33 protein-coding genes are annotated in these 26,169 nt (G+C 61.0%); 32 read left to right on the top strand and 1 reads right to left on the bottom strand.

Annotated elements, in window-relative coordinates; genetic code table 11:
• The first annotated feature begins 53 nt into the window (after positions 1–53).
• The 32 genes from AC1Q61_RS07645 to AC1Q61_RS07490 all read left to right on the top strand — a co-directional run bounded on the left by AC1Q61_RS07645 (position 54) and on the right by AC1Q61_RS07490 (position 25,518).
• Positions 54–827: a hypothetical protein gene (locus AC1Q61_RS07645; protein WP_492651419.1), complete on the top strand. Its 774-nt coding sequence runs from the start codon at positions 54–56 to the stop codon at positions 825–827.
• Complete coding sequence (locus AC1Q61_RS07640) at positions 824–1,255, top strand: DUF6221 family protein (protein ID WP_492651420.1); 432 nt, start codon at positions 824–826, stop codon at positions 1,253–1,255. The genes AC1Q61_RS07645 and AC1Q61_RS07640 overlap by 4 nt, the downstream gene beginning before the upstream one ends.
• 961 nt (positions 1,256–2,216) lie before the next feature.
• Positions 2,217–2,891, top strand: coding sequence for a hypothetical protein (locus tag AC1Q61_RS07635; RefSeq protein WP_492651421.1), 675 nt, complete (start codon positions 2,217–2,219; stop codon positions 2,889–2,891).
• A gap of 59 nt (positions 2,892–2,950) precedes the next feature.
• The gene (locus AC1Q61_RS07630; protein WP_219466080.1) at positions 2,951–3,112 is read left to right on the top strand and encodes a hypothetical protein; all 162 of its coding nucleotides are present in this window, start codon (positions 2,951–2,953) and stop codon (positions 3,110–3,112) included.
• Positions 3,113–3,534: 422 nt separating this feature from the next.
• Positions 3,535–3,903, top strand: coding sequence for a hypothetical protein (locus AC1Q61_RS07625; protein WP_256082712.1), 369 nt, complete (start codon positions 3,535–3,537; stop codon positions 3,901–3,903).
• Positions 3,881–5,407 (top strand): terminase large subunit domain-containing protein, encoded by a 1,527-nt coding sequence (locus AC1Q61_RS07620; protein ID WP_492651422.1) that lies wholly within the window; start codon positions 3,881–3,883, stop codon positions 5,405–5,407. Before AC1Q61_RS07625 ends, AC1Q61_RS07620 begins: the two co-directional genes overlap by 23 nt.
• 9 nt (positions 5,408–5,416) lie before the next feature.
• Positions 5,417–6,676: a phage portal protein family protein gene (locus AC1Q61_RS07615; RefSeq protein WP_492651423.1), complete on the top strand. Its 1,260-nt coding sequence runs from the start codon at positions 5,417–5,419 to the stop codon at positions 6,674–6,676.
• Positions 6,673–8,076, top strand: a complete 1,404-nt coding sequence (locus tag AC1Q61_RS07610) for a hypothetical protein (protein ID WP_492651424.1) — start codon at positions 6,673–6,675, stop codon at positions 8,074–8,076. Before AC1Q61_RS07615 ends, AC1Q61_RS07610 begins: the two co-directional genes overlap by 4 nt.
• A gap of 2 nt (positions 8,077–8,078) precedes the next feature.
• Positions 8,079–8,453: a capsid cement protein gene (locus tag AC1Q61_RS07605; RefSeq protein WP_256082706.1), complete on the top strand. Its 375-nt coding sequence runs from the start codon at positions 8,079–8,081 to the stop codon at positions 8,451–8,453.
• A gap of 13 nt (positions 8,454–8,466) precedes the next feature.
• A complete protein-coding gene (locus tag AC1Q61_RS07600) occupies positions 8,467–9,375 on the top strand; it encodes a major capsid protein (protein WP_492651425.1) in 909 nt (302 codons plus the stop codon).
• 1 nt (position 9,376) lies between these two features.
• Positions 9,377–9,781 (top strand): hypothetical protein, encoded by a 405-nt coding sequence (locus AC1Q61_RS07595; RefSeq protein WP_387482565.1) that lies wholly within the window; start codon positions 9,377–9,379, stop codon positions 9,779–9,781.
• 14 nt (positions 9,782–9,795) lie between these two features.
• Positions 9,796–10,170, top strand: coding sequence for a hypothetical protein (locus AC1Q61_RS07590; protein WP_095971163.1), 375 nt, complete (start codon positions 9,796–9,798; stop codon positions 10,168–10,170).
• Complete coding sequence (locus AC1Q61_RS07585) at positions 10,167–10,505, top strand: hypothetical protein (protein ID WP_492651426.1); 339 nt, start codon at positions 10,167–10,169, stop codon at positions 10,503–10,505. Before AC1Q61_RS07590 ends, AC1Q61_RS07585 begins: the two co-directional genes overlap by 4 nt.
• On the top strand, positions 10,505–10,696 hold the full coding sequence (locus AC1Q61_RS07580) for a hypothetical protein (RefSeq protein ID WP_256082701.1): 192 nt from the start codon (positions 10,505–10,507) through the stop codon (positions 10,694–10,696). The genes AC1Q61_RS07585 and AC1Q61_RS07580 overlap by 1 nt, the downstream gene beginning before the upstream one ends.
• Positions 10,677–10,907 carry a hypothetical protein gene (locus AC1Q61_RS07575; protein ID WP_143538653.1) on the top strand — a complete coding sequence of 77 codons (231 nt, stop codon included), beginning with the start codon at positions 10,677–10,679 and terminating at the stop codon, positions 10,905–10,907. The genes AC1Q61_RS07580 and AC1Q61_RS07575 overlap by 20 nt, the downstream gene beginning before the upstream one ends.
• A complete protein-coding gene (locus AC1Q61_RS07570) occupies positions 10,907–11,317 on the top strand; it encodes a hypothetical protein (RefSeq protein ID WP_477684657.1) in 411 nt (136 codons plus the stop codon). The genes AC1Q61_RS07575 and AC1Q61_RS07570 overlap by 1 nt, the downstream gene beginning before the upstream one ends.
• Before the next feature lie 54 nt (positions 11,318–11,371).
• On the top strand, positions 11,372–11,965 hold the full coding sequence (locus AC1Q61_RS07565) for a hypothetical protein (RefSeq protein ID WP_219466110.1): 594 nt from the start codon (positions 11,372–11,374) through the stop codon (positions 11,963–11,965).
• Positions 11,966–12,023: 58 nt separating this feature from the next.
• Complete coding sequence (locus AC1Q61_RS07560) at positions 12,024–12,317, top strand: hypothetical protein (protein ID WP_492651427.1); 294 nt, start codon at positions 12,024–12,026, stop codon at positions 12,315–12,317.
• Positions 12,318–12,443: 126 nt separating this feature from the next.
• Positions 12,444–12,821 carry a hypothetical protein gene (locus AC1Q61_RS07555; protein WP_350491290.1) on the top strand — a complete coding sequence of 126 codons (378 nt, stop codon included), beginning with the start codon at positions 12,444–12,446 and terminating at the stop codon, positions 12,819–12,821.
• A gap of 65 nt (positions 12,822–12,886) precedes the next feature.
• Entirely contained in the window at positions 12,887–13,183 is a 297-nt protein-coding gene (locus tag AC1Q61_RS07550; protein ID WP_219466118.1) for a hypothetical protein, read from the top strand.
• 23 nt (positions 13,184–13,206) lie between these two features.
• On the top strand, positions 13,207–17,868 hold the full coding sequence (locus AC1Q61_RS07545) for a tape measure protein (RefSeq protein WP_492651428.1): 4,662 nt from the start codon (positions 13,207–13,209) through the stop codon (positions 17,866–17,868).
• Positions 17,869–17,893: 25 nt separating this feature from the next.
• Complete coding sequence (locus AC1Q61_RS07540; protein WP_492651429.1) at positions 17,894–18,703, top strand: hypothetical protein; 810 nt, start codon at positions 17,894–17,896, stop codon at positions 18,701–18,703.
• 4 nt (positions 18,704–18,707) lie between these two features.
• A complete protein-coding gene (locus AC1Q61_RS07535) occupies positions 18,708–20,288 on the top strand; it encodes a Gp37-like protein (RefSeq protein WP_492651430.1) in 1,581 nt (526 codons plus the stop codon).
• A 12-nt stretch (positions 20,289–20,300) separates the two neighbouring features.
• The gene (locus tag AC1Q61_RS07530; protein WP_492651431.1) at positions 20,301–20,960 is read left to right on the top strand and encodes a hypothetical protein; all 660 of its coding nucleotides are present in this window, start codon (positions 20,301–20,303) and stop codon (positions 20,958–20,960) included.
• Positions 20,941–21,678 (top strand): peptidoglycan recognition protein family protein, encoded by a 738-nt coding sequence (locus AC1Q61_RS07525; protein WP_492651432.1) that lies wholly within the window; start codon positions 20,941–20,943, stop codon positions 21,676–21,678. Before AC1Q61_RS07530 ends, AC1Q61_RS07525 begins: the two co-directional genes overlap by 20 nt.
• On the top strand, positions 21,678–21,971 hold the full coding sequence (locus AC1Q61_RS07520) for a hypothetical protein (RefSeq protein WP_095971150.1): 294 nt from the start codon (positions 21,678–21,680) through the stop codon (positions 21,969–21,971). The genes AC1Q61_RS07525 and AC1Q61_RS07520 overlap by 1 nt, the downstream gene beginning before the upstream one ends.
• 27 nt (positions 21,972–21,998) lie before the next feature.
• Entirely contained in the window at positions 21,999–22,427 is a 429-nt protein-coding gene (locus AC1Q61_RS07515) for a hypothetical protein (RefSeq protein WP_387482587.1), read from the top strand.
• Complete coding sequence (locus AC1Q61_RS07510) at positions 22,409–22,774, top strand: hypothetical protein (protein ID WP_256082687.1); 366 nt, start codon at positions 22,409–22,411, stop codon at positions 22,772–22,774. Before AC1Q61_RS07515 ends, AC1Q61_RS07510 begins: the two co-directional genes overlap by 19 nt.
• Position 22,775: 1 nt before the next feature.
• Positions 22,776–23,363, top strand: coding sequence for a hypothetical protein (locus tag AC1Q61_RS07505; RefSeq protein WP_492651433.1), 588 nt, complete (start codon positions 22,776–22,778; stop codon positions 23,361–23,363).
• A 4-nt stretch (positions 23,364–23,367) separates the two neighbouring features.
• Positions 23,368–24,807, top strand: a complete 1,440-nt coding sequence (locus tag AC1Q61_RS07500; protein ID WP_492651434.1) for a phage tail fiber repeat family protein — start codon at positions 23,368–23,370, stop codon at positions 24,805–24,807.
• Positions 24,808–24,810: 3 nt separating this feature from the next.
• Entirely contained in the window at positions 24,811–25,350 is a 540-nt protein-coding gene (locus AC1Q61_RS07495; protein WP_492651435.1) for a hypothetical protein, read from the top strand.
• Positions 25,351–25,371: 21 nt separating this feature from the next.
• Complete coding sequence (locus AC1Q61_RS07490) at positions 25,372–25,518, top strand: hypothetical protein (RefSeq protein WP_492651436.1); 147 nt, start codon at positions 25,372–25,374, stop codon at positions 25,516–25,518.
• Between the two features lie 104 nt (positions 25,519–25,622).
• Here the strand turns inward: AC1Q61_RS07490 and AC1Q61_RS07485 are convergent, their stop codons facing one another.
• Positions 25,623–26,150: a DUF2510 domain-containing protein gene (locus AC1Q61_RS07485; RefSeq protein WP_492654881.1), complete on the bottom strand. Its 528-nt coding sequence runs from the start codon at positions 26,148–26,150 to the stop codon at positions 25,623–25,625.
• Positions 26,151–26,169 lie beyond the last annotated feature (19 nt).

Raw genomic sequence — 26,169 nt, 5'->3', positions numbered from 1 at the left:
GTGATATGTGATAGAATCGGTCCAGAGTTGCGGACCGTTGGGAAGGTGTGACCATGAGCGTTGGGACGACCGAAGCGGATCACTTCTACCTACCGAGAGTTGATCAGAAAGCTCTACTGGATCTGCTGAAGAAAATCCCTTCACTCGCGGAGGATCTCGCAGTCACGACGTACCGACAGGATCGGATCGGCAAGGGCGGCATGAAAATCGCATCGGGCACCGATGAGCAGCCCTTGCCGTTCAACCTCGGCGCAAGTAATGCGATCGACCTACTGTTCAACGAGCTGGCAGGTTGGGCTCGGCACGTGTGCGACTCCCGCAGGATCTCGTACATGCCGACCGGGTTCACCCACGACTTCGACTTCGTGGGCCCACTCCGCGAGAGCGAGAACCGCTTGCCGTATGGATATCAGGAATCGGTTCTCGGATTGGCGCGGTGGCTGCGGCGAAACATCATCTCGCTCGCGATGACTGAAGGCGCCGACACGGCATATGTCGAAATCAGCACGGTGATGGACCGATGCTGGGCGACGGTCGATATTCCGGCCGAGGATCCGGTGCCTGTTCACGAGAAGGATGAAGTGCTCGAGCGCGTACGGGCCCGGATGCTGCACCGCGCCGGCATCGTCCAGGTTGCCGAACTGTTGGCGCGTCAGTATCCGGAGTACCGCGGGCTGACGGCCAATCGGGTTGATGCGCTTCGGAAGGGCGGGCATATCGTGGCCAAGTGGTGTGGAGTGCTGTCGAGAGCGGAAGTGTTCTTGATGGGTGAAGTGCTGGACAAACACATGGATGTGCCGGTTCGAGCAAGGAGGGTGGCGGCGTGACGATCGTCGAGTTTCTCGAGGCACGGTTGGATGAGGACGAGGACGTCGCTCGGGATGCGGCAGGGTGGGACTCGTCCGGCTCGGTCCGCGACGAGGGCCTGTGGTGCCGCGATGGGGTCAATAGCGTGATCGACAGCGAACGGCGGATGGTTGTGTACGGGGATGGCTCGGCGCCTGACGACTCGCAAGCAACGCACATCGCCCGTTTCGACCCAGCCCGTACCCTTCGTGATGTAGCCGCCAAGCGGGCAATTCTGGCGCAGGAGGAAGCGGCTCGCTCGCAGTTCGAGCACGTCAAGTCGAGTACCACGTATCCGGCAATCGAGATGTTGATAGGTCAGGTTGCCGCGCTTGCGGCCGTGATTCGACATCTCGCCTCGGCGTACTCCGATCATCCTGACTACCAGGCGGAGTGGGCGATCCCTTAACCGCACCTCCCGTGTTACGCTAGGCGCGTTGGCGCGAGTAGTGGATGAAAGTCCACCTCGCGCTTTTGTCGTCCAGGGGCGCGTCTGGATCTGTCGATGCACTAGCCGAAACATCACCGGTGGGTGCTCCAGGAATCAACGCCACAGACTCGGCACGTAGGTAGCGCCTGTTCACCACGGAGCGCACTCACTGGGATGGTGCCCAGCGATCAGGGTTCGAATCCCTGGGTGTCGACCAATCTTCCATCCAGGTCCAGTCACCGCCCGGCCGCCATCAGATGCCGGGATCACGGAATCCAAGCGGTTCACTATGGCGAACCTAAAGCCGAGCCTCTGCCTGAGTGGAATCAACTTGCTGCACACCGCGCCGGTCCTGAGACGACGGCGCTCCCTTTTGAGGATGGTGCAGCAACCCCCGTCTGCCGTTGTCCCCAAAATTGGGCAGCGTTGGGCGGGGCTCAACTTCAGGAGGCGACATGGCCGTCCTGCTTGGTGTCACGAAGTCAGGCTGGGCTTGCTGTCGACCTCACACCCGAGGACACCGGCGCCGCAACGGATCCGCACGCATGGCCGAGAAGCGTGTAACTCAGAAGTGGTTGGACGAGTACGAGAACCGACCTGAGTCGAGCGCGGATTGCCCAGACTGCGTCGCCGACGTCGACTGCAACTGCTGAGAGGTGAACATGATGATCCTCGACCTGATCGAAGCGATCCGAATTGTGTGGGCGCTGATCGAACAGTGGGTGATCTGAATGGGTGACCCAAGCTGGATAGCTACTTGGATAGCAATTGGTGCGGTCGCAATGCATGGACTCATGCACACGCTTCGCAAACTTGATGACGACGACGATGCCTAGCCTCGCGCTGATCAGGTGGGCGATCGTCAACACGTGGCGGATGTGGAGGTCGTGATGAGCGAGAAGCGATTCAACGTCTTGGCGTCCAACCTAAGGAGTGCGCAATGATGGAAACTATATGGCTGCCTTGGCAGTCCGACTCGATCGCGCAAATCGACAAGGGTGAAGACTTCGCAATCTCGGCGGCCCGGCAGTCTGGCAAGACAGCCATTGCCCTCGATGTCGCCGAACGAGAAGCGCTCTGCGGCAAGGAAGTGCTGTACGTAACCAACGGCCACATGCTTGCGATCGATGCTTGTCGCAAGGTTGCAAGCTCGATCAAGTCGAAATATCCACGGATGCTAACCCAAGTCCGAACGGCGACATATGAATGCGGCATTGCTACTGCGATCGGCGGCTCCATTCGCTTCCTGTCGTATGCATCACGGAGTCTTCCTATGTACGAGTGCGATCGAATGATCTGCGATGACTACACCCTGGGTCGAGGCAGCATCCCGGTGGTCCGCAACCGGGGCCCGGTACTCTACGCCGGCCTAGGCGACATGCCGGAGGGCGTGCCGTCGCTACGGCTCGGCGCATCCGTTGGCGATGACATTGACGACGAAGCGACCTGGTATCGAGCACATCCCGGACTTGGAACGATCATCACGATCGAACAGTTCAGGCGCGCTCATCGGGCCTTGAGTCGTAGTCATTTCGCGAGCGAGATGCTCAACCTGGACACGAAGACGGTCAAGGTTGAGCGCAACGACATGGGCATACCAGCTGCATGCCACTAGCCGATCTGTTGCATTGACTGTTGGGTATCGATCGGTCAGGCCGTGATCGGAGGTGAGTGATGTCGCCAACCCTTGAAGACCGGCTCTACGACACTGAGGTGTATCTCAGTCGGATGCTCGCAGACCCACATCACAACAAGGCGCAGCTCAAAGTCCTGAAAGATGGGCGAGATTCGCTGGAATTGCAGATCCGCCAACTGCAAGACCATGGCAAGCACTAAGACCACGACCCAACGAGGACTTGGTTGGGAACACCAGAAGCAGCGCGAAAAGTTACTGAGGGCTCACGTAGAAGGAACCCCATGTTGGTGGTGTGGGGAGCCGATGTACCTCGCCCAGGGTCTCGCCGCAGACCACTCCCACGCGAGGGCACACGGTGGGACCAAGGCCGACCGGCTGCTCCACGGACTGTGTAACAAACAGCGCGGAGACGGCTCCAAAGATGATCTGCGACCCGCGGTGACAGGAAAGCCCCTGGAGCAGGTTCAAGCCGACCAGGCGGCCCTAGGTGTCCGCGTAATGCCCTGGCCATGACCCCCGCCCCGAAATTATCGAGGGAGGGGGGTGCCTGACTGGCCATGTGGTAGTCAGGACGTTTTTTTACAGGGCTCTGAAACGCTGCGTGCAATAGGGGGTGAGCTGCGTGGACGGAATCGACGAGATCGATGTTCAATTCGAGGAAACCGACACCCTGTGCCGCGCCGGCCTCCGGTTGTACGACTCTCTTCACGACGACTCCGATCCGTACTGGCTCACGGCCATGATTCTCGAAGCCTCGCGGATCAAGGATCGCCTCGATCTCCTCCATCGCCTCAATTCCGGCGACGAGGATCTGTGGTTCCACCTGGCACCGACTCGCGGAGACGGCGACGTTCTGGAGATCAAGATCGACTCCGGCTTGCAGGAAGCGCGCCAACTCGCTGCAGTGCTCCGGCAGATGCTCACGGAGATTCGCCGGCACAAGGATGTCGAATCGGAGCCAGATAACGATGACGATCTCGCCGGTATTTGACGACTTTCCGACACTGACCGGCCGCCAGATCCCGCACAATCTCTCGGTTTTCGAAGGCTCGACCGAACGAGGCGACGGCGCGATCCTTCTTGCGAGCCGAGTTCGCAAGACTCAGATGCCCTGGCAGCGCGATGCGATGCACGCAATCCTCTCGATGGCTCCAGATGGGCTGTGGACGCATCCCGACTGCTGCATCATCGTGCCGCGCCAGAACGGCAAGTCGCTGATTTTGGTTCTGCGTGCGCTCTATGGACTGTTCAAGCTCGGGGAGCGGATTATCTACACGTCACAGCTGTGGCCGACCGCCGAAGATGCGTACAAGCGGTTGTGGGCGATCATCAAATCGCGCCCGTCGTTGAAAAGTCGGGTAGTCAAGAACACCTGCTCGCAAGGCAAGGGCTACATCGAGCTCGACAGCGGCGCGAAGATCGTCTTTTGTACCCGATCGAACGACTCGGGCCGCGGATTCGATGAGGTCGACCTCGTGATCTACGACGAGGCGTACAACCTCACTGAAGGTGAGATCGCGGCACTGTCGTTTACGCAGATGGCTTCGAAGAATGCCCAGACGATCTACGCGTCGTCGGCGGTGAATGCGGAGCAGCATCCGAACGGGTCTGTGCTCGCAGCGATTCGGAAGCGTGGACTCGCCAAGGAAGAGGCTCTCTACTTCGCCGAGTTCATGGCGCCGGATGAGATGCCGCGTGACGAAGAGGCGACTTGGCAGTATGCGAACCCGTCGTACGGCGTGATTCAGAAGGCGCCGATGATCCGCAAGTTGATGCGCGGATTCTCGACGCCGAAGGGCCGAAAGAGTTTCGACGTCGAAGCGCTCGGGCGCGGCGACTGGCCGGCCGAGGAGGAGGTGACGACGTGGTCTGTGATTCCAGAACTGATGTGGACCGGCCTCGTCGACGAACGTCCAGAACTCACCGGGCCGATCGCTCTCGGCATGGACCGAACACTCGACCGCAAGTGGTGGGTGATCGCCGCCGCTCAGCGCACTGTCGAGGGGCGAATTCATGTGGAAATCGGCTACTTCCAATCGGCAGCCCAAGCAGAAGTCGTCGACTACCTGGTCGACATCGTCACAGCTTGGGATCCATGCGCGCTGGCCACTGATGCGAACTCGCCGTCGAAGGTGCTCGAGCCGCTCTTGCTTACCGCGGGCATCGAACTGATCAAGACGACCGGCAATCAAGCGGTGCAGATGTGCGGCGGCCTGTACGACGACGCCGAGTCGAAGGTTCTCAGTCACAGCGATCAGCCGGTCCTCAACGACGCTGTCGAGGGTGCCGTCAAACGCTTCTTGCCGCAGGGCGATTGGGCTCTCGACAAGCGCGGCGACACGATCGTCGCCCCGATGGTCGCCGCGGGCCTGGCGCGATGGGCATTGCTGACATTCGGCAGCCGAGCATCGACGCCGCCCGCCAGCCCCGCGTTCAAGCCACCGTCAGCAAGTCGTTCAGTCGACGAATTCGACGCTCTATCAGCTGCTTTCTAAGGGGGAACGATGGTCGAAACCAAGCGAGCGATGCCCTCTACGGCTGAAGTCGGTTACGTCAACGGCAAGGGCAACGACTGGCATCAGTGGGACGACGACGAGAAGGTCCCAGAACTGCAGTGGCCCGACTCGGTGCACGTCTACTCGCGAATGATGAAGGAAGACGGCCGAGTCGCATCGGTCCTTCAGGCGATCGGCTTGCTGATTCGTCGGACTGCTTGGCGGATCGATCCGAATGGCGCAGATCCCAAGGTGGTCGAGTTCATCGCCCAGAACCTCGGACTGCCGATCGTGGGAACCGAGCCGGATTCGAAGGCCCGATCGCGTGGAAGGTTCTCGTGGCAGGAGCATCTGCAAACAGTGCTCCTCATGCTTCCTTACGGTCACAGTTTCTTCGAGCAGGTCTACCGCGTCGACGAGAATGACGTGACCTGGTTGCACAAGCTCGCGCCGCGTCCGCAGAAGACGATCTCGAAGATCAATGTCGCGCTCGATGGCGGTCTCGAATCGATCAGGCAGAGCCCGCCGGTAGGACCTCTGACTGTGGCATCGATGTTGCCGGACGGTTTTGTCATCGACGTCTCGCGACTTGTCGCATACGTGCGCGACCCGGAGCCGGGCGAATGGATCGGTACCTCATTGCTGCGTCCGGCCTACAAGCATTGGATTCTCAAAGACGAATTCATGCGCATCCAAGCTGCCACAGCCAAGCGCAACGGCATGGGCGTCCCGGTTGGCACTGCATCGTCGAACGATCAGGGCGAGGTCGACAAGATGCAGGAGTTGGCGTCGAGCTTCCGCGGAAGTATGCACGCGGGTGTAGGTCTCGCAGAAGGCCAGACGATGGAGCTGCTCGGCGTGAACGGAAACCTGCCGGACATGGGGCAGGCGATCGAGTATCACGACAAGCAGATTGCGCTGGCCGCGCTCGCCCACTTCCTCAACCTCGACAAGGGTGGCAGTTTCGCTCTCGCGTCCGTCCAGGAAGACATGTTCGTCCAGTCTGTGCAGACGGTCGCAGAGTCCATCGCCAACACGGCGAATGCCCACATCATCGAAGATCTGGTCGACATCAACTTCGGTGAATCCGAAGCGGCGCCGCGAATTGTGTTCGACGAGATCGGCTCTCGTCAGGACGCAACCGCAGCATCTCTGGCGCTGCTGGTGCAGAACGGACTTCTCGAGGCTGACGAGGCGCTGAAGATCGCAGTCCGGCAGAACTTGGGCTTGCCGACGAACTCCAAGGCTGCTGAGGAGTCGACGACATGACCGATCTGGTGACGCCCGACCGCCCAATTCTCGTGACTATCCCCAACGTCGAGCTGATCAAAGCCGGATCCTGGGAAATCTCGACGGGCACATGGAATCCAACGTCGGAAGATCTCTACGCCGCAGTCGCTGCACTGAGTTCGCCAGCCATCCGACGCCCCACTCTCAAGCTCGGCCATACCGATCCGAGGTTCGACGGTGAGCCGACGATCGGCTACATCGACAATCTGCGCGTCGAGGACAACGGGACCACGCTCGTCGGGGACTACTGCGGCCTTCCTGGTTGGCTCGGCGACATCATGGCGTCCGCCTACCCGGATCGCTCGATCGAAGGCCGGTACAACGTCACCGACCAAACCGGCAGAACTCATCCATTCGTTCTCGAAGCGGTTGCGCTACTGGGCGTCACATCGCCCGGCGTCGGGACGCTCGGGAGCATCATCGACGTCGCCAAGCTGTACGGCGTGGCGGCTACTTCCAGCGGAAAGGAGTCATTCACGATGCCAGTATCCAATGACGGATCACCGCACGCTTCCGCTGTTGTGGTCGCTGCGTCAGTGACTGTGGCGGAGCTACAGAGCTCGTTCTACAACGGGCCCGCGGCAAACAGTTGGTGGTGGATCGAAGACATCTTCGTGGACCCACCCGAAGTGGTGGCAATCAACGACGAGGACGGCACCCTGCATCGGGTGCCGTTTGTCGTTGAAGGCGACGAGATTACGTGGGGCGAGCCACAGGAAGTGAAGCGCGAGTACGTCGCCGCTTCCTCCGGGCTCCGCGAACCCCTGGCCCACTGGGCCGACAAGGAATCCTCTCGGGCCGGCGTGCCAGAGAAGACCGTGGCCGCAACCTCGGGCACGAACACATCCGATACAGAAGGAGGCTCGACTGTGGCATTCACGGATGAGCAGATCAAGGAACTCCGCGAGGCCCTCGACCTCCCGGACACCGCAACCGAGCAGACGCTCTTCGACGCGCTGCTCGACAAGGCGACGGCCCCCGACAAGTCCGAGGACGAGTCGGAATCCAACACTCCAGTCGCAGCGTCGATCTCGAAGCTGAGCGAGGTCGCCAAGGCGAACGGACTCGTGCTGGTCGAGGCCAGTGGATACGAGGAGACCCGGGCAATGGCCGAGCGAGGCGCCAAGGCGCTCGATCGCCAGGAGAACGCCGACCGCGAGAAGTTGGTTTCCGAAGCCATCCACGCCGGCAAGATCCCGACCGCTCGAAAGGATCACTGGCTCAAGGCTCTCGAAGCCGATCCCGAAGGCGTAGCTGCATCACTCGCAGCGCTCGCGCCGGGACTGATCCCGGTGTCCGAGGTTGGCCACAGCGTTGCCGCCTCGACCGAGACCGCCGAACTCGGCTGGTTCGGTGCATCTACCCCGAAGGAGGCCTGATCATGGCGAACGAAAACATCGGCGTGTATGAACCCGGAGCTGATATCTCCGGCCGCGCCAAGACTGCAGTCACCGGAAAGCGATTCCTCGCCATCGTCGGCAATCGTGACGGCGGGAACATCTCGGTCGGTCACGCAACGGCGGCCGGTCGCACCTGCGGCGTCTCGGACCGCGACACCGCGGCAGGCGATCTCGTGGGAATCAAGCGAGGCAAGGACCGCGTCACCTTCGTGACCGCCTCCGGACCCATCGCCGCCTTCGCCGAGGTGGAGGTCGGCGCCGCCGGCGTCGCAGTCACCAAGACATCGGGTGTAGCCGTGGGCTACGCCGTCACCGCTGCAGCGTCGGGTGCCGACGCTGAGATCAGCCTCTACTGAAAGGGGACGCATCATGCCTTCTCCCTCTCCCGTGGCGTACCCGCTCGGTGCGCCCACCCTCGTCGGCGGCGTCCTCACCGTCGACACCGCCCTGAAGCAGCCGCAGCGCATCACCAAGCGGCTCGCTGACATCACGCTTCAGAAGTTCATCGTGGACAAGATTTTCTCGTCCTCGGGTGTCTCTGTCGCGTCCGGAGCCGTGATCTACGACCAGGTCGTGGCGAACGAGCTCTACACCGCTCGTGACATCGAGCAGCGTGCGGCCGGCAACGAGTACCCGGTCGTCGGCGGCGAGCGCCAGGACCCCAAGACCGCATCGGCCGAAGACTGGGGTGGCAAGTTCTTCATCACCGACCAGGCGAAGAATCGAAACGATGTCGTGTACTTCGACAATCAGGTGACTCAGCTCGCCAACACGGTTGTGCGGAAGGTCAACGCGCGCGCAGTCGCAACTCTCGAGTCCGCCATCGCCGGTCTCAACGGCGCGGGCGTGGTCCCTGGCCACGACTGGTCGAACGTCACTCTCTCGGGCAACGCACCGACCCCCAACGCGGAGCGTCCCGGCGCTGACTTCGCCAAGGTCCAGCTTGCCGCCGACCGCGAGGAACTCGGCGTGGTCTACGACCTCTGGATCGTGAACCCGCAGGAGAAGGCGAACCTGGTCATCGCTTACGGCGAGGACTACGAAGCCATCCTCCGGGCATCCGGGATCGAGATCTTCGATTCCAATCGCGTGACCGCCGGAACCGCTTACGCCGTCGCGCGCGGCCAGGTCGGCTTCCTCGATTACGAGGAAGGTCTGACGACCGAGACGTGGCGAGAAGAGAAGACGCGCAAGAACTGGGTCCAGTCTTACGTCCAGCCGATCTTCGGAGTTACGAACCCGTACTCCATCAAGAAGGTCACCGGATTGGCGGGCTGACATGACCGAGAAGACGATACGAGTTGCGGTATGGGAGTACCTCAACCACGAAGGTAAGCGCCGGTTCGCCTACTTCGGTGACGTTGTCGATCTGCCCGATTCGGAGATCGAGCGCGGTGAGCAGGTCGAGGCGTTCGGCGCAGATCTGACACTCTCGGATCTCGCTGATCAGCCTGATCCGTCGACCAAAGCGGAAGTGCCTGCAGAGCAGCCTGCCACTCCGGCGGAGCCTGGCGCGACAACCTCGGACACTCCACCGGCTGCCGATGTCAAGCTCGAGCGCCCGAAGAATGCGGCGCCGAAGCCTGAATGGGTCGAGTACGCAGCCTGGCGCGGTATCGACGGTGTCGAGGACATGAGCAAGGACGAGCTCGTCGCCGCAGTCAACGCGCTCGACGCACAGTGAGATGAGGGGGCTTCATGGCATTCGCAACACCTGATGAGCTTGCGGCGCAATGGGGCCCCCTCGATTCGATCCAACGGGCGCGGGCGACCGCTCTGTTGGACATGGCCGAGCGCATGCTGCGAAAGCATGTCGACTTCAGTGGAGCACAAGCGGGCGACGACCTGCTGGAGATCGCCAAGCAAGTGTCAATCGACATGGTGATCGATGCGCTGATTCCCGGGCAGCACCGAGGGAAGTCGTCGTACTCGCTGGCTGCCGGAAGTTTTCAGGAATCGGCTACCTTGCTGAACCCCTCGGCGACGCTCGTATTCACCAAGGATCAGCGTGCTCTGTTCGACCTTCCGGGAGGCGCTTCGCCGCGGTGGTACTTCGGGGATGATCCCCAGTGACATTCTCTCTGACTCGTTCTGTGGAGCATGCCGCGTACGTCGCAGCTGGCGAAGACGAGTTGGGCAACGAAATCGCCAGCTACGCCTTGCCGGTCACGGTTCGCGTATTCGGCTGGGAGCCGCCGCGATCGGATGAGCCGGCCTTGGCCGGCCACGATCGCGTTGTCGTCGACTTGAAGCTGTATGCGCCACAGTCCATGGGCGCCAAGCCTGCTGACCGCGTGATCGTCAATGGGAAACGCTTCGAAGTGATTGGCTGGCCCGAGGATCCGAACGACAACGGCATCTGGAGCCCCGGTCTCGTGTCGGTCAATCTACGAAGAATCGAGGGTTGATGGCCAAACGACTACTGGTCACACACGCCGATGGTGTCGACTCGCACGACACCGATGCGTTCGGTGTCGAAGAGGGCGTCCTCCTCGTCTATACCGATCGTCAAATGCAGGTCCTGATCAAGGCGTACAACCGCGATGTGTGGGCCTTCGCCGAGTTCGTGGAGGTGGACGGTGAAGTTCGAACCGAATGAACAAGCCTTCTTTCACATCCGCAGCGTGCTCGCGCGACCATTGGTCGAATCAACCGCGGCGCGCATCGCCGGATCGTTCGGCGCCGGATACGGCTGGTCGTCCAGGCAAGGTCAGAAGCGCTGGCGCGCAAGCGTCTACCCGAAGACGTGGGCGGCTCGCATGGACAACGCCACGAACAACACGATGGTCCGACGATTCGGGAGCGGATGATGGCCGACAACTGGGGCGAAGCCCCTCCGTCACAGGCGGTCATGGTCGCAGCACTCAAAGCCGGACTGGCCGCCGAGGGCGACACCACGCACGTTGGAACGAAGGCGCCGCGAGATACCGAAAACCCGAGCGCTCGCCGGATCCGCGTCTCTCGCATCGCCGGTGGAAGTGAAACCTTCGCCACTGATTCGGCGCGGTTTCTGATCGAGTGTTGGGACCCTAGTGAATTGGCTGCCGAGCAGTTGGTGAACAAGGTGCGTCGGCTCCTGAAACAGTGCCGAGGGCAGCGGTTCGCCGGGGCGTTCATTCACGGATCCAAAGCGACCTCACTTCCCGTCAATTTTCCCGATCCCGGCACGTCGTCGGCCCGTTTCCAATTCACCGGCGAGCTGACCATCGGCTTGCTGTAACAGATTTCGCTCGACCCTCTGGCCCGGTGCAACGATGCCTGAGAGGGGCAAATCATGACTGTCAATGTCAACAACGCGTTCGTCGGCACTCCTCCCATCGATGGAGGCGTGTTCTTCCGCGCTCCGGTGGGAACCGAACTTCCCACCGATGCACTGTCCGCGCTCGATCCGCTGTTTCTCGATCACGGTGCCGTGGGTGAGGACGGCCTGACTGTCGCTCAGACTCGCGACAACACCGACATCAAGATGTTCGGTGGCAAGACGTTCATCAACGTCCAGACCAACTATGACGAGACGATCACCATCACACTGCTCGAGGACGATCTCGTGGCGGTGCTCAAGACCTCGTTCGGTGATGCCAATGTCATCACGACTCCTGCGACCGCGCTGCATGGTGTGCAGAAGACGATCTACCACACTGCCGATCCACTGCCGATCAGTTCCTTTGTCGTCGAGGCGATCTCCGGGAAGAAGACGAAGCGCTACGTCGTCGAGAACGGCCAGGTTGTCACGGTCGGTGAAGTGAAGGACGTTCACAACAACGTCACGAGCCGCACGCTGACTATCAAGACCTACGCGCCCACTTCGGTCGAGCTCAAGGGCGGAAACGTGGTCGAGTACCGCGACGACGGAGTCCTGACCCCTTAGTCGCCGTGCCGGGCCCAGCCACCTTGCCGAGCACGGCGCTACTCCCAGGAGGTAACTGATGACGTACGCCGAACAGACCTGGACCGACAACGATCCGTCCACCCCACTGTCCGCTTCGCGACTCCGTCACATCGAAGAGGGCGTGAAGGGTGCCCACGATTCGATCGACGAGCTGCCTGCGCCATTCTCTGGCGCGTACAGCGACCTTTCCGGCAAGCCGACCATTCTCACCTTGCCAGCGCTGGCGACAGCTGCCGAATTGCAGGCAGGAACAGTCACAACGTCGCGTCTGGTGAGTCCCAAGTTGATTCACGACGAGATTGCACGGCAGATCGCTGCCATCGCGCCGTAACGGCGCTGAACCCACCCGGCAGGGGTTGATTGACACCCCACTGCACCGGGCCGCCCTTGCCGGGTGGCCTCAAAGGCCCGGTCGCATATCTCCCATAAAGAAACACAACGAAAGGCCTGGTGCAACATGGCAACCCATCGCATTACCTCCGCACACGCTGAAAAGTCCAAGCTCAAGATCGAATTCGAGACCGTCGATCCGGCCGACGAAAACGCCGAACCGATTCTTCACACTCTGAACGTGCCGAAGTGGCACTACCGGCCGAAAGCTGTTGTCCTCGAGTCCAAGAAGTGGCTCGAAAAGGAGAACGCTGATCGCAAGAAGTCCAAGGACGATGAAGTCACGGCGCTCGAGCTGATGATCTTCACGGTCGGACTCGTGCAGCCCGAATTGAAGCCGCTCGTCGACGGACTATCGATGGGGGAGCAGCACGAGATCTGGCAGGTCTGGTCGGGGGAGGTGCCGATCTCCGAGGGGGAATCGGAAGCCTCCTCAGAATCCTAGAAGACAGGAAAGCTGAGGGGGCCATACAGGCCGACCTACTGGACAGAGGGCGGTCGCTCGAAGACTTGGGCGACACCCTCTCCTGGTGGGACCTGGCGTGCATCATCGAGAACTTACCTGCGTCGTCGGCGTACTCGCGCTACCTGGATCCGGACGCTATCTACCGGACGCCGGAGAACATGATCGCCATTCTCGCCGCCGATGGCGCGCGCGGCACGAACGCGCTCTTCAAGCTCCTGGTCTCCGATCCGGCAAGTAGGCCCGAGCTGCCCAAGAAGTCCGGCGTCGTCATCGATGCACGCGCAGAAATCAAGAAACGTCAGGCCCAGTTCGCCGCACAGAAGGCGGCAGAGGCCATGTGACAACTCAATAGTGGAGGTGCTCCGTGGCAACCGAACTCGGCGTTGGATACCTGTCGATCGTCCCGGAGACCTCCAAAGTCATCCCTGGTATCGACAAGGCGCTCACCGGTGCCCAGGCCAACGCCGACCGGGCCGGCCAGGGGATGGGCAGCAAGATCGCCGGTGGCATCGGCACCACACTGAAGTTCGGTGCCGCCACCGCAGGAGCTGCAGCCGCCGGCGTCATCGGTACGGCACTGACCCAAGGCATGGCCCGAGTCGTCGCGATCGACGATGCCAAGGGCAAACTCGCCGGACTCGGCCACACGGCCGAAGGTGTCACCACCATCATGGATTCCGCTTTGGCCTCCGTGAAGGGGACCGCCTTCGGCCTGGGCGATGCTGCCGGCATCGCAGCGTCGGCAGTCGCCGCAGGGATCAAGCCCGGCGAAGAACTGACGAAGTACCTCACCCTCACCGGTGACGCAGCAACCATTGCCGGATCCTCACTCGAGGAAATGGGCTCGATCTTCAACAAGGTCCAGACCTCTGGCAAGGCGTACACCGACAACCTGAATCAGCTTGCCGACCGCGGCATCCCGATCTTCCAGTGGCTCCAGGACGAGTACGGCGTCACCGCCGAAGAGCTGTCCAAGATGGTCAAGGAAGGCAAGGTCGACGCGGAGACCTTCAACAAGGTCATCCAGGAGAACATCGGCGGCGCCGCGCTCGAATCCGGCAAAACCCTTCGCGGTTCGTTCGCGAACATGAAGGCCGCGCTCGGCCGCGCCGGTGCTGCAGTGATCGAGCCGTTCCTGCCGATGATGAAGGCAGGCCTCGGAAAGGTCATGGAGTTCACCGACAAGGTGACACCCCACCTAAAGGCCGGCGCCGAGAAGGCTGCCGCAGGACTGACTGACATGGGTCGCGCATTCATGTCGTCGGGAGACTCCATCGAGGGCCCGGCGACTAAGATGGAACGCTTCGGCGTCAAGGCCCGCGAGGTAGTAGACGGCATCAAGGGCGTCTGGTCCATCCTGTCGAAGGGCGAGTTCGCAGGGTCCAAGATGACCTTCGGCCTCGAAGAGGACTCGAAGACTGTCGACATCCTGTTCAAGATTCGCGAAGGCGCACAGGCACTCTGGGATGTCGTCAAGTCCCCTTCGGGCGAGAAGTTCACAACCTTCCTCGAGACCGTCAAGGGTACCGGCGGCGAGGCCGCGAACTCGATGGGCAAGGTCGAGTCCGGCGCCAACACTCTCACCGAGGCGTTGAAGTCGATCGGCTCCGCTGCCGCCGGTGGTGCAACCGCGCTCGTGAGTTTGGGCGGCGATACGGCGACGGTCGCGGTCACGGGAATCAAAGCTCTCGGCTCGGTGATGGGGTACTTCGCCGATCACACCGGTCTTGCAACCGCAGCCCTGGCAGGCCTCGCAGCAGCGTTTGCGATCTCGCAGACAGCTCAGACCGCCTTCCATCTTTCGCGTGTCGCCAACGCAATCATGATGCCAGCGCAGATGTTGGTTCAGCGCCAACTCACTGCGGCACTAGTGGCGCATACCGCTGCGCTTGGCCGGCATACGGGTGTGGATACCGCCGCGACGGCGACCACGCTCCGCGGTGCTGCAGCTCAGCGAATCCGGGCTGCAGCGACAAGTGTCAGCAATGCAGCCACGGTCTCCGCCACGTCCTCGCTCGCTGCTTATGCAGCTGCTCAGCGTGCGGCAGCGGCATCGTCTGGCGTGTTTGTCGGCGGATTGCGGCAAACCGCAGCGTCGACAGCCATGGCCGGTGCGCGTGTCGGGGCACTGGGCGGCGCGGCAATGTCGGGCTTGAAGTCCGGGGTTTCTGCGGCATCAGCGATGATCGGCGGCCCGTTCGTAGCGGCTGCGGTGGCAGCCGGGGCAGCACTATGGGCGGTCAACTCATCGAGCAACAAGACCGAGGCAGCGCTCGACTCCATACGAACCTCCGCTTCTCGATCGGCGGATTCTTTCAGGGAGTACCGCGCGAGCCTGGACGAGGCTTTCGCATCGTCGGGTGGCAACGTCGACGGTGGCGTGAAGGCTGCTGTGAAGAGCCAGATCGATTCCATACAAGGAGATCTGGACTCGGCCGCCAAGAGTATGCCGAGTGCCTGGGACAATATTGTCGGCCACCTGACGCTCGAAGGCATCGGCGAAGTCAACTCGGTCAGGGAAGTCGCTTCTGCCGCAAAGGAAGCACAGGAGGCGTATGCAGCTCTCGGCGTTGAAACTGCCGACGTAAACAAGGGGATCACAGGTTCCCAGGCCGAGTGGGAGCGGTTGAAGTTCCGGATCGACCAGTCGGGTAAGGCTGGCGCGGAGCTGACTGCGAAATACACGAAGATGCGCGAGGAGTTCGTTGCATCTCAGACATCTGCCAGCAAGGTCAATGACGCACTGAAGGACATTGCTTCCGGTGCGGTCGGTGCCTCCGCTGGAATCGATGGCCTGACAAGTGCCATGTCTACTTGGCGTGGCGACCTCATGACTGCCGAGGAATCTCAGGCGAAGGTCACGCTGGCTTTGAGTCAGTTTGCTCAGGCGGCTGCATCCGCGGGTGGTTCTGCGCGCACGGCGTCGGGTGAACTCGATCTGACGACTGCAGCGGGCGCTGGCCTGCACAGCCAAATGCAGTCGGTTGCTACTGCGTTCGATATGGCGGGCGCGTCTGCTGCTCAGTCTGCTCAGGAGCAGAAGCTGAACTCGTTCGATACGGCTGCCGCAGTAGAGGCCGCCGGGCAGAGGGTGCGTGACGAGTTCATCCGTCAACGCATGGAGGCGGGGGACACGCTTGAGCAGGCGACCGCTCTGGCGAATCAGTATCGACTGTTCCCGAAAGAGCTTCCCACCCACATATCGCTAACAGGCGCGGCTGAAGCTCAGGCCGCGATCGACAACTTCATCAAAAATAACACCGGCAAGTCCGTAGACATCATGCAGAACGTCTACACCCAGCCCGTTGGTCCCGCAATGCCGACAAGCCTGGAGGGGATGTACGGGGTTCCCGCAGGTAGGGCAGAGGGCGGCCCAATCACCGGCGGCATTCCGGGCAAGGATTCTGTGCCCATTCTGGCGATGCCTGGTGAGCATGTTCTCACCACAGCTGATGTTGACCGACTTGGTGGCCAAGCTGGTGCGTACCGTTTCCGGGCCGCGCTCGCGCAGGGCAAGGTCGGCAAATTTGCGGCCGGTGGCGCGGTTGGTGAGGCTGTCGACGCAGCCCGAGGTGTCACTGGGGTCAAGTACAAGTGGGGAGGCGTCGGCCCGGACGGGTTCGACTGTTCCGGATTCGTCGGATGGCTGCAGCAGATCCTCATGGGATTCGGCAAGGCCACCAGTCGTATTTACACGACCTACAGCCTGATCGGCGGCGCGACAGCAGGTCTCGCGAAGGGGCTGAACTCGGCCTCGCCGTTCAACGTGGGCGTCTCGGAAGAGCATATGGCCGCGACTCTCGACGGCCAGCCTGTCGAATCCGGTGGTTCACATGGTGATTCACGAATTGGTGCGCCTGCCGTTGGAGCGAATGACGGACAGTTCCCGTACAAGTTCCACCTGCCGCTCGACAAGATCGCCGGGGGATACTCGCCGGGATCGGGCACATCAGCCAATCAGTATTCGAGCGGCGAATCTACATGGACGGAAAAGGACGATCTGGCGCTTGAATCGGCTCGTGTCTCGATTCAGCAGGCAAAAGAGGCCCGAGACAAGGTCTACGCGAACGAGAAGAAGTCTGATGCCGACCGGCAACAGGCTGACCTCAGGGTGCAGCGCGCAGAGCAACGGGTCATCGACCTGGAAGCAAAGCGCGAGGGTGCCGGTAGTGCCAAGTCCTACGGTCCTGCCCCGGATCTGCCGGGTGAGATGACGGATGAGGCGATGGAGCTCCGCAATGCGGAGATCGCTGTCACCGAAGCTGAACTCGCGCGCGACCGGGCATACGGCGAGTCTGATTCCACGAGCATCGACAAAGAGAAGGCCGACATGGCCGTCTATGCGGCGCGTAACCGCTTGTCGGAGACTCAGAAGAAGTTGCTCGAGGAAGGGGACAAGTCCGGCGACAAGTCGCGGCTGAAGACGTTCGCAGAGATCGGTTCCGACCTCGGCGGCATCTTGGCTAACGGGTTGCTCGAGACGTTCGGACTACAGGATTCACTTCTTGCGGATCCGAACAAGTTCTTCGCGGACAACGCCGGACCCACCGGTGCGCGCACGACGGAACCACTCAAGAAGCCGAAGCCGTTGGGTGAAACTCCCGCGACGGAAATCGTTGCTCCACCGACGATGACCATCAGCTTGTCGGAAGCGATGACTCAGCTCCCGTTCACGCCGGACTGGAATGACCCACTCGGGACGCTCAAGAAGTTGAGTGCGTTCGATCAGGGCGGCGAGGCATCGGGCTTGGGATTCATGCCCAAGGCGATCCTTGAGCCCGAGCGGGTTCTATCGCCGCGGACCACGCAGGACTTCAACCGTCTTGTCGGGGTTCTCGACCGAGGAGACGTTCTGAACGACTTCGAATCCGGCAACCAGCGCGGTGGGGGGAGCACGACATATGCCCCCACGTTCACCGGGCTACTCGACGAGGAGCAGATGTTTTCGATGTTCGAACGCTGGCAGCGCCGGACCCAAACCGGCGGTGGCCAGCGGACTGTCGCTCACCGTTCCCGTCGCCGGTGACAACGATTCGTAGGAGGTGCCACGCATGGCAAAGAATTTCGGCTACATAGATATTCTCGGCCGTCCGTGGCACCTCTACGGGTTCATGGAGGCCGCGGAGAATGTTGCGATTCTCGACAAGGCATCGGGACTGTATTTGCCGCCGGCCGAACTCGTTACGTCGTCGGGCGCATGGCAGATCGGTTCGACGCCCCGTAAAACGATCGAGGACGAGCGCAAGGTCGGACTTCTCATCGGTACACGAGGGGCAACCGAGGACATCCACGACGAAGTCGAAAGTGCTTGGTGGGACGGCTGGTCGACCGAGAGGGCCGGGCGTTTCACGGCGAGCAAAGGCAGCGGCCCGTACCGCTGGCTCGATATCCGCAAGAGCAAGAACCCTCCATCGGAGTGGTCGATCGCGCCCGACGTGAACAACTTCATGGAGCATGACATGGAGTTAGTCGCGTGCAATCCGGCATGGCAAGCGGGGATGCGCGAAGACGAGCAAGTCGTCTCAGGTCAGCGAATCTTCGAGCTCACCAATCCGACGGACCGGCCGTTGTGGCCGATCGTTCTCGGCACGCCCGGATCGACTTGGGAAATCCAAGACGGCACGACATCGCGGATGGTGAAGATGCCGGCGCTCAATCAGAACTGGAAGCTGTACACGGATCCGCAGGTTCGAACGCTCGAAGTCGAAAACGGGCCGGCCGTGTGGCCGGAAGCGATGCGCGGTGTCACGTTCACTGATCCGATTCCGCCGCGAACTATCTATCCGATTCAGTTCAAGATCAAGGGCACTGGCGACATTCGCATCGAATTGATCGACCAGTACTCGAAGCCGTGGGGGTGATCCGGTGAGCGTTCTCAGCGCGGTCTCGGAAAAGATCACCGCTCGGCGCGAGAAGGAAGAACGCGATCACAACGCGCGCGACCGAATCGGGTTGTGTGACAAAGAGTGGCGGTTGATCACCGAGATCGTCGGAGAAGAAGAAGTCGACTTCGGCAAGATGATCAACGACACCGAGGAAGGACGGTTCGTTCTCCCCGGCGACCATCCGTGGAATGACTGGCTCGTCTATCAGAACACGGTCGAGGAAGACATTCACTTCTATGTCGAGCCGATCGACAATCCCGAGAAACGCATCGGGTACAAGGTCATCGATATCGAGGTCGAGTTCAACGCTGACGACGGCTACGAACGCGTCACAGTGATCGGCCTCGAAGACATCGAGCACGTCAAGAACAACTTGGCGTGGGCAAACACGCTCGCACCGTTGGAGTTTCAGTTACCCAAGTCCGACGTCCAGGCCAAACGCGCGAAGACAGCGGTTCGGTCATATCTCTTCCGGAACTTCCTCCGCGAGTATCAATCAAGCTGGCTTCCTCACCCGTTCAATCTGTGGGACAAGTCCTATTGGAAGAACAACATCGACCCCTCAAAGTGGAAGGTACTGATCGCTCCTCAGATCGGTCCGGACACATCCGAGTGGACCGTTCTCGCAGCACGGTTCGATAACCTGTGGGATCTGATCAAGGCCACTCTCGAAGACGCCGGCCTGATGCTCACGACGCAGCGGTGGATGCCCGGCGACTCACAACCGTTCCCCGATTACTGCATTCTCACCGAGGCGACGCTGATCATCGACGTCGTCGAAGCATCATTCGTCAGTGGCGCGACAGGAACGATCCTGGACCCGATCCTCGACCTCGTGCGCATCGTCTTCCCCGACGGCACGTCGGAGACGGTCACGATCGCGGATCCGAACTCCGGCCAGGTGCCTCCGGACGGGGTCAATCCTCCGGTGGTGATCTGGCGAAGATCGCAACACCAAGGCCTCGTGAACTCGAAAATGGGGATACATCACGCGACCGGTCACACCGTGATCATCGGCGGGAAAAGTCCTCAGTGGGTCAATAATTCGGTCAAGCTCTTGCTGAACTCTGCATTGGCGTACATCGGACTACTCATAGGCCTGCCAGCGGCCGGGCTCGGCATATTCGACCGAGCTGTCGAAGACGTCATTCTCGCGTGGCAGCGGTTCACGAACACCAAGCGCAAACAGTCGATGGGCTCGCACTCGTATCGACAGACATACGCGCCGGGTGACGCCTGGTCACTATCCGGTCTACAGGGAGGCCGAGTTGCCCTGCACGAGAAACGCGGGTTCGTCTCGTTCACCGCGGGCGTGATCGACGGCGTGCCATACCGAATCGGCCAAGACGTAGACCTCGGTCATCGCTGCGGATTCGAGATCGGCAAACGAATCTGGCTCTCGTACGTGGTGAAAAAGCGCCGCAAATGGTCGCGAACACAGCCGCCGATATGGGAGATCACGATCGGCGATTCACGCGAGGACGAGCTACCCGGCTCGTCTGCACTCCGACTGATCGAAACCCTGCACGCGGAATCGACCAGATATCAGAACCTCATCTAGGAGCGATCGACTATGGCGGAGCACCACCCTGCATTTCCGTACACCTGGCCCGAGTCGATGCATCCGTACAGCTTCATCTTCTTGCATCCGCCGTTCGACGAAAACGGCTCAGCAGGAGTTTCTTTCGAGACTCCGCAATTGAACTCACTCGGGAAGTTTCTGGAAGACCTCGGAGTGAAACTGCCGAACATCGCTCCGCGATCGATCACGTTGCGGATACGAATCGTCGAGCAGCTCTCGGGCGCAGAGGACGAGTATTTACTCGATCAGCCGCTGACCATTCCAGTGCCGGACGCCGACAAGACCGCCTGGCGCATCGTCACTGGCAGTCGGGTTCCGCCTGGACTTGGACTCGACAAGCATGGGGGACTAATCGTCGGCCGGCCGAGTCAGGCCGGGTCATGGATTGTTCGAATTCACGTCGGCCCGCTTGTTCATTACCAGCCGCCGCTCGTCGGTGAGATCGGCCCGAACAACCTTGGTCAGTGGGTCGACATCGACAAGCCGATCGAACGTCGAGTTCCCATACCGGAACTCGACGATCTTCCCCTCGAAGACCTTCCCGAGAAAGAGATCGAGAAGGTCCGCACGGCGCTGGCGAGATACGACGCCATGCGCGCGAAACATCGACCACCTCACGAGGAGTACGACAATGGCTCAGTACAAAGCTGACGTCGATATCTACACATCGAACGATTCAGGACCGCGCAATACAAGCGCGCTGAAGTGGATCATTTTCCACACCACCGAAAACAGTGGCAACACGACCGCGCAGGATGTTGCCCGATATCAGCAGAACCCGTCCGCCGGCGGCTCGTACAACGTGCTGACCGACAAGTTCGGCACTTCGGTCCGATCCAACGACGACAACTACGTCCCGTGGGCGGCCGGCTCGAATGCCGCAAACATCGGCGGACTGCACATCTCGGTTGTCGGCCAGGCGGCGCAATCCCGTGAGGTGTGGCTTCGCGACTACGACAAAGCGCTGCGTAAGTCCGCGGAGGTTGTCGCGAAGTGGTCGAAGGACTACGGCATCCCACTCGTTCGGCGTTCGTCCGCTGACCTGAAGGCGGGCGTCAAGGGCATTGCGGGGCACAACGAGTGCTCACAAGCCTTCGGCGGCTCTGACCATTGGGACCCCGGAACCGGGTTTCCCTACGACGTAGTCATCGGCTACGCGCAATCAATTCTCAACCCCACCAACCCGTCAACTCCAGGAGGCACCATGTCGTACGAACAGGACACCAACGCGCAGCTCACCGGATCTCCCGAACTGGGTAAGTACCCCGGGTGGCCGCAGCTCGGCAACCGCACGGTCGTCGATGCCCTCGGTGCCGTCGGCGCCAAGCTGGGAATCGCCGGGTTCGTCGACAAGAAGGCGGGCAACTGATGACCAATCCGAATCTCGACATCCTCGGAAACATCCTCCGCGAGAAGGTCGCCGACCAACCGCTCGTGAAGCGTTACGCGAATACCGTCACGTCCGCCGTGGGTCTTCTCGTGGCATTGGTGTGGGCACTCATTTCTGCGGGCGTCGACCTGCCGTCGCAGGTGACTACCGGCGTTCTGCTTCTCGTCAGCGTTTTCACTGTCGTCGGAATCAAGCTCACCCCGAACGGTGTGACAGAAAAGCAGGTCGCCGAGATTGAGGACTATGTCGGCAAGCATCGCGCAGGCAACTGACCCACCGACCCAGTAAAGGGGCCGGTGATGGTCCGCAGAATCGCCCTCGCGGCGCTGGGAGTGTCCTCGGTCTGGCGGGGGTCGTCGTATGTCGGCCCTCGCTCTCCCGACTCGGCCCCCGCTCAATTGGCCTTCGTTGATCAGGTCGTTCCGCTGTCCTGGTATGCCGTCGGCTGGATAACGACAGGTGCAATCGCTCTCGTTGCGGTCTTCTGGAAACGCCTTCAGCCACTTGGAATCTCGACAGCCATATTCTTCAATCTGCTCTGGGGTGGGAGCTTCATGCTGTCGTGGAAGTTCCTGGACGTGCCGCGAGCGGATGTCTCAGCCATCAGCTATTTCACGATCGCAATCCTGGCGATGTGCGTGGCTGCGCTCTACGAGCAGTCGCATGCCCTTCCCGGCGTCGAGCCTCCTGACTTAGAAGGAGGGGATGAATGTCGCCCGCTGCTATAGCGCTCGTCAGTGTCGTCAGCGCCGTGGTCGCAGCCCTTTCGGCGTACATCGGACACTTATTGGCCCGACGCTCGACGCGTGAAGCGAATATCACCGCCGACTGGACTGCCTTCGCGGAAGCCCAGAAGATCGCCACCGCAAATCTCGAAGAGACAGTTCGGCGCCAAGGCACCGAACTCACAAACCAAGGCGAGCGAGTTAACCGTCTTGAGCGGATGTTGCGTGACGAGCAGAAGCGGTTTCGTCTGGCGATCACCTTCATTCGCGAGCTGTTGCGTTGGATCGAACATCACGTGCCCGGCCAGCAGCCGCCCGAAGTTCCCGAGTCACTGAAGGAGGAGGTGTGAAGTGACTTCACCCGATCATTTTGTGCCGCCACCATCAGGCTCGGGCGCGCAAGACACGAAAGACATCGCCGAACTCCTCGGAACCGGAATGCGCGACGGACAAGAGGATTTGAACGAGCGAACAGATCTGCTATCCCCGCTTCTTGACTACGGATCCGCCTATGCGAACACCGTTGCCGGCCTGTTCAACAAAGGGCAAGTGGGATTCACTAACAAAGTTGGACCGATGCAGGGATGTCACCTGGCCGGTGGACGAATTGTCTTTGACGACCAGGGTCTGTGGGACATCAGGTGTCAGCTTTGGATCGACTACATCAAGGCGCTTTCCGGCATGGTCGAGTGGGAGATTCGAGTCCTCGACACGGCCGGGCAAGTTTTCTCACGTCAAAAAACAAGGATGGACGATCAAGAGCCGTTCTCGTCCACCAACATCACATCGGTTGTCGTTCCGACGCCCGGCTATCAGGTGCAGATCTACATCACCGAAATGGCACCTGGGCGAGGTGCGCTCGGCGGACCGGCATTCAATCGCCTTTCCGTGCAACACATCAGCCGAAAGATTAACGAAGGCGATACGGGACAGGGGTAATGACGTGACAATCATCTTCGAGGACTTTCAGGATCTCGCGCTCCGGCCGGACAAGGTAACCGCAACCTTCCACGGCGTCCCGTATCGCATCAAGGCCGACGGCGACGGCATGATCACCCCGACCGATATCCCGGTCTACGCCGACCCATCAGGACGAATCACGTCGCCGGATCTCGACCCTGGGCCTGGACGCGTCACGATCGCAACCCAGAACTGGCAAGCCACCTACGATTTCATGATCCCGGACTCTGGAAGCCATCGGCTTTCCGAGCTTGAGCAGATCATCATCTCCGACCACAAGGTGATCACAAAGGGCGAGAAGGGGGACGTCGGCGCTGGCGTCACCCTCTCCGGTTCTGTGCCGACGTACGCCGATCTCGGCCCCGGCCCATGGGATCTCGGCGCAGCGTTTGTCGTCAATGCCGACGGATTGCTCTACATCTACGGCACGACTGGATGGCCGGCCTATGGCGAAGGTGCAGCGTTCCGTGGTGAGCGCGGACTGTCGATTAATTCCGTCGCGGTAGTCGGAAATCAGTTGCAGTTCGGGCTCGAGGACAGCACCGCGCTACCCAAGGTCACCGTCCCGGCACTGACCCAAGCGTCGGCCGACGCCGCGTCGGCCGCTGCATCTCGCACGGCAGTTGACACAGCCAAGGCGGACACGTTCACAGCACGTGACGCGACACTTGCAGCGAAGGGGCAGGTCGACACTGCGCGGACGGACACGCTCAACGCGAAGTCGTCAGTCGATGCGAGCGTCGACACAGTGGCAGCCGACAAAGCTGCAACGATTGCGGCTCGCGATGTGACGCTGTCTGCGACGACGCAGGCCGAAGGATTTGCGAGCACAGCCAGTGCGCAGGCCGGCGCGGCGAACCTGAGCGCGACATCTTCGGCTACCTCTGCGAACGCATCCTCGATCCACGCCGATCGATCTGCGGCCGAAGCTGACCGCGCCGAGGCTGCGGCGGATGAAATCGCCACTGGTGCAGTTGCCGACAATGCGATCTCGACGATCAAGGTGCAAGACGGCGCGGTCACGAAACCGAAGCTCGGCGCGGCGGTGCAGGCGAGTCTCGACAAGGCCGACAGTGCAGTTCAGGGGACCGATGCACGATTGACTGACGCTCGACCACCGACTGCGCACACTCACGCGATCGGGAATGTCACCGGTCTACAGACTGCGCTCGACGGGAAGTCGGCGACGGCGCACACGCATACAGCTACCGACATCTCGGACGCTACGACCGTGGGCCGAAACGTCATGAAGGCTACCGATGCTGCTGCTGCGCGTACTGCGATCGGTGCGGGCACGGGAAACTCGAACCTGTCGATCGGAACAACGTCGACGACAGCGATGCGAGGTGACGCGAACCAGTTCGTGACCGTACTGCCGACGACTGGACAGATCGCCGGTGTCATCTACCACGTGACGGAGTAGCCGGTGCCTGGATATAGCTGGAATGGCAGTGTGTGGAAGAAGGTTCTCCGTAAGACGATGTGGACCGGCACTGCATGGAAGGACATCAAATCCTCGCATCGCTGGACAGGTTCGGCGTGGGAGACGATTTACTCGTCGTTCACGTCGTCTGGGATGACGAAGAACGCGTCACCGCAGACGGTAACGAGCACTGCCACCCAGATCGCTGGGATGGTAGCCGAGTCCGGGTCCACGCTTTCGGGTAACTCGCTTCTCCCGAATGGATCCAAGACTGGCGCTACGATCACGGCTCAGGTGTCGATTACGGACGTAAACTTCTCTCCGTCCTCCGTCATGGTAGAGCTACGGAAAAACGGCGTACTGATTCCAGGGGCGACTCTCACGGCAAACACTGTCGCTGGCACCGCGAAGCTGTACACCATTCCCACTGTTACCGCCAATGTCACCGGAACCGACCAATACTCACTGTGGGTCACAGTCGCATCCGGGATATCCGGCATCACTGTCACAGCGGGCGTGAACACCTACGTCCGCATCACCTGACCGGACTGAGACAATCAGGGCATGGCTTTCGAACCTGACCCCGACACCGGCCAACCCGGCACTGTGAAACTTGCTGACGGACGCTGGGCGTACCGATGGAAAGATGCACCCGACGCAGAGCTGATTTACATGAAGACGCCGGAAACGCCCGCAGAATCTGCGGAGTGACAAACGACTGACGCCCCATCCTCATTGCGAGGGTGGGGCGTCTTCTGTCGTTTCAGCAGCCTGTCAACGCCTGGACCGACCAGGTTTTGCGCTGCGGCGAGCCATCAAGGCTGTGGCGCGGTGTGCTCAGTCCAGGTGGATCCATCCCAGTATCGCTGGAGCTGGGCACCGTGGGGGTCCGAGTACCACCCTGCTGGAACTGATGGCGGAGGGGGTGAGGGCGGAGTGGATGCTGAAGCAGGGGCGGGTGCGGGGCTAGCTGACCGTGTTGACTGACCTGAGAGTAGATTCACGGCCGCAACGAATTTGCGAACCTTCGACTCATGCTTGGCGGCGGCGTCATGGGTGACGATGGTCCCGTCCGCAAGCTCGACGACGACGAACATCTTGGACATATCCTTCTTCGCCATGCCGCCGATCAACGCGCCGACCGGGCCAAGGAGTACGGCGCCGGTCGCCACTCGGGTTGCTGTCATTCTCGACGCAACTGCCGATCCGGACTCGAAGCTGGCACGAGCGCCTTCGACCGGATAGGACTTGTAGTCGATTTTGATCTGGTCGCCATTCAGTTGGCACTTCGTACTGACGATGACATCATGCTTATGCCGCTCTGCGTAGTCCTTGAATCCCATGCTGGTATCAAACCAGACC

Source organism: Rhodococcus sp. MPR-R1B (assembly GCF_058793255.1).
The sequence above is the reverse complement of the archived record's forward strand: the minus strand, read 5'-3'. Positions and strand labels throughout refer to the sequence as shown.

Excerpts from the sequence above, each read along its gene's own strand:
- AC1Q61_RS07540 (WP_492651429.1), top strand. The coding sequence starts at position 17,894 with ATGGCAAAGAATTTCGGCTACATAGATATTCTCGGCCGTCCGTGGCAC.
- AC1Q61_RS07630 (WP_219466080.1), top strand. The coding sequence starts at position 2,951 with ATGTCGCCAACCCTTGAAGACCGGCTCTACGACACTGAGGTGTATCTC.
- AC1Q61_RS07620 (WP_492651422.1), top strand. The coding sequence starts at position 3,881 with ATGACGATCTCGCCGGTATTTGACGACTTTCCGACACTGACCGGCCGC.
- AC1Q61_RS07515 (WP_387482587.1), top strand. The coding sequence starts at position 21,999 with ATGGTCCGCAGAATCGCCCTCGCGGCGCTGGGAGTGTCCTCGGTCTGG.
- AC1Q61_RS07610 (WP_492651424.1), top strand. The coding sequence starts at position 6,673 with ATGACCGATCTGGTGACGCCCGACCGCCCAATTCTCGTGACTATCCCC.
- AC1Q61_RS07615 (WP_492651423.1), top strand. The coding sequence starts at position 5,417 with ATGGTCGAAACCAAGCGAGCGATGCCCTCTACGGCTGAAGTCGGTTAC.
- AC1Q61_RS07600 (WP_492651425.1), top strand. The coding sequence starts at position 8,467 with ATGCCTTCTCCCTCTCCCGTGGCGTACCCGCTCGGTGCGCCCACCCTC.
- AC1Q61_RS07565 (WP_219466110.1), top strand. The coding sequence starts at position 11,372 with ATGACTGTCAATGTCAACAACGCGTTCGTCGGCACTCCTCCCATCGAT.
- AC1Q61_RS07595 (WP_387482565.1), top strand. The coding sequence starts at position 9,377 with ATGACCGAGAAGACGATACGAGTTGCGGTATGGGAGTACCTCAACCAC.
- AC1Q61_RS07560 (WP_492651427.1), top strand. The coding sequence starts at position 12,024 with ATGACGTACGCCGAACAGACCTGGACCGACAACGATCCGTCCACCCCA.
- AC1Q61_RS07530 (WP_492651431.1), top strand. The coding sequence starts at position 20,301 with ATGGCGGAGCACCACCCTGCATTTCCGTACACCTGGCCCGAGTCGATG.
- AC1Q61_RS07555 (WP_350491290.1), top strand. The coding sequence starts at position 12,444 with ATGGCAACCCATCGCATTACCTCCGCACACGCTGAAAAGTCCAAGCTC.
- AC1Q61_RS07635 (WP_492651421.1), top strand. The coding sequence starts at position 2,217 with ATGATGGAAACTATATGGCTGCCTTGGCAGTCCGACTCGATCGCGCAA.
- AC1Q61_RS07590 (WP_095971163.1), top strand. The coding sequence starts at position 9,796 with ATGGCATTCGCAACACCTGATGAGCTTGCGGCGCAATGGGGCCCCCTC.
- AC1Q61_RS07520 (WP_095971150.1), top strand. The coding sequence starts at position 21,678 with ATGACCAATCCGAATCTCGACATCCTCGGAAACATCCTCCGCGAGAAG.
- AC1Q61_RS07580 (WP_256082701.1), top strand. The coding sequence starts at position 10,505 with ATGGCCAAACGACTACTGGTCACACACGCCGATGGTGTCGACTCGCAC.
- AC1Q61_RS07490 (WP_492651436.1), top strand. The coding sequence starts at position 25,372 with ATGGCTTTCGAACCTGACCCCGACACCGGCCAACCCGGCACTGTGAAA.
- AC1Q61_RS07570 (WP_477684657.1), top strand. The coding sequence starts at position 10,907 with ATGGCCGACAACTGGGGCGAAGCCCCTCCGTCACAGGCGGTCATGGTC.
- AC1Q61_RS07485 (WP_492654881.1), bottom strand. The coding sequence starts at position 26,150 with ATGGGATTCAAGGACTACGCAGAGCGGCATAAGCATGATGTCATCGTC.
- AC1Q61_RS07645 (WP_492651419.1), top strand. The coding sequence starts at position 54 with ATGAGCGTTGGGACGACCGAAGCGGATCACTTCTACCTACCGAGAGTT.
- AC1Q61_RS07605 (WP_256082706.1), top strand. The coding sequence starts at position 8,079 with ATGGCGAACGAAAACATCGGCGTGTATGAACCCGGAGCTGATATCTCC.
- AC1Q61_RS07525 (WP_492651432.1), top strand. The coding sequence starts at position 20,941 with ATGGCTCAGTACAAAGCTGACGTCGATATCTACACATCGAACGATTCA.
- AC1Q61_RS07510 (WP_256082687.1), top strand. The coding sequence starts at position 22,409 with ATGTCGCCCGCTGCTATAGCGCTCGTCAGTGTCGTCAGCGCCGTGGTC.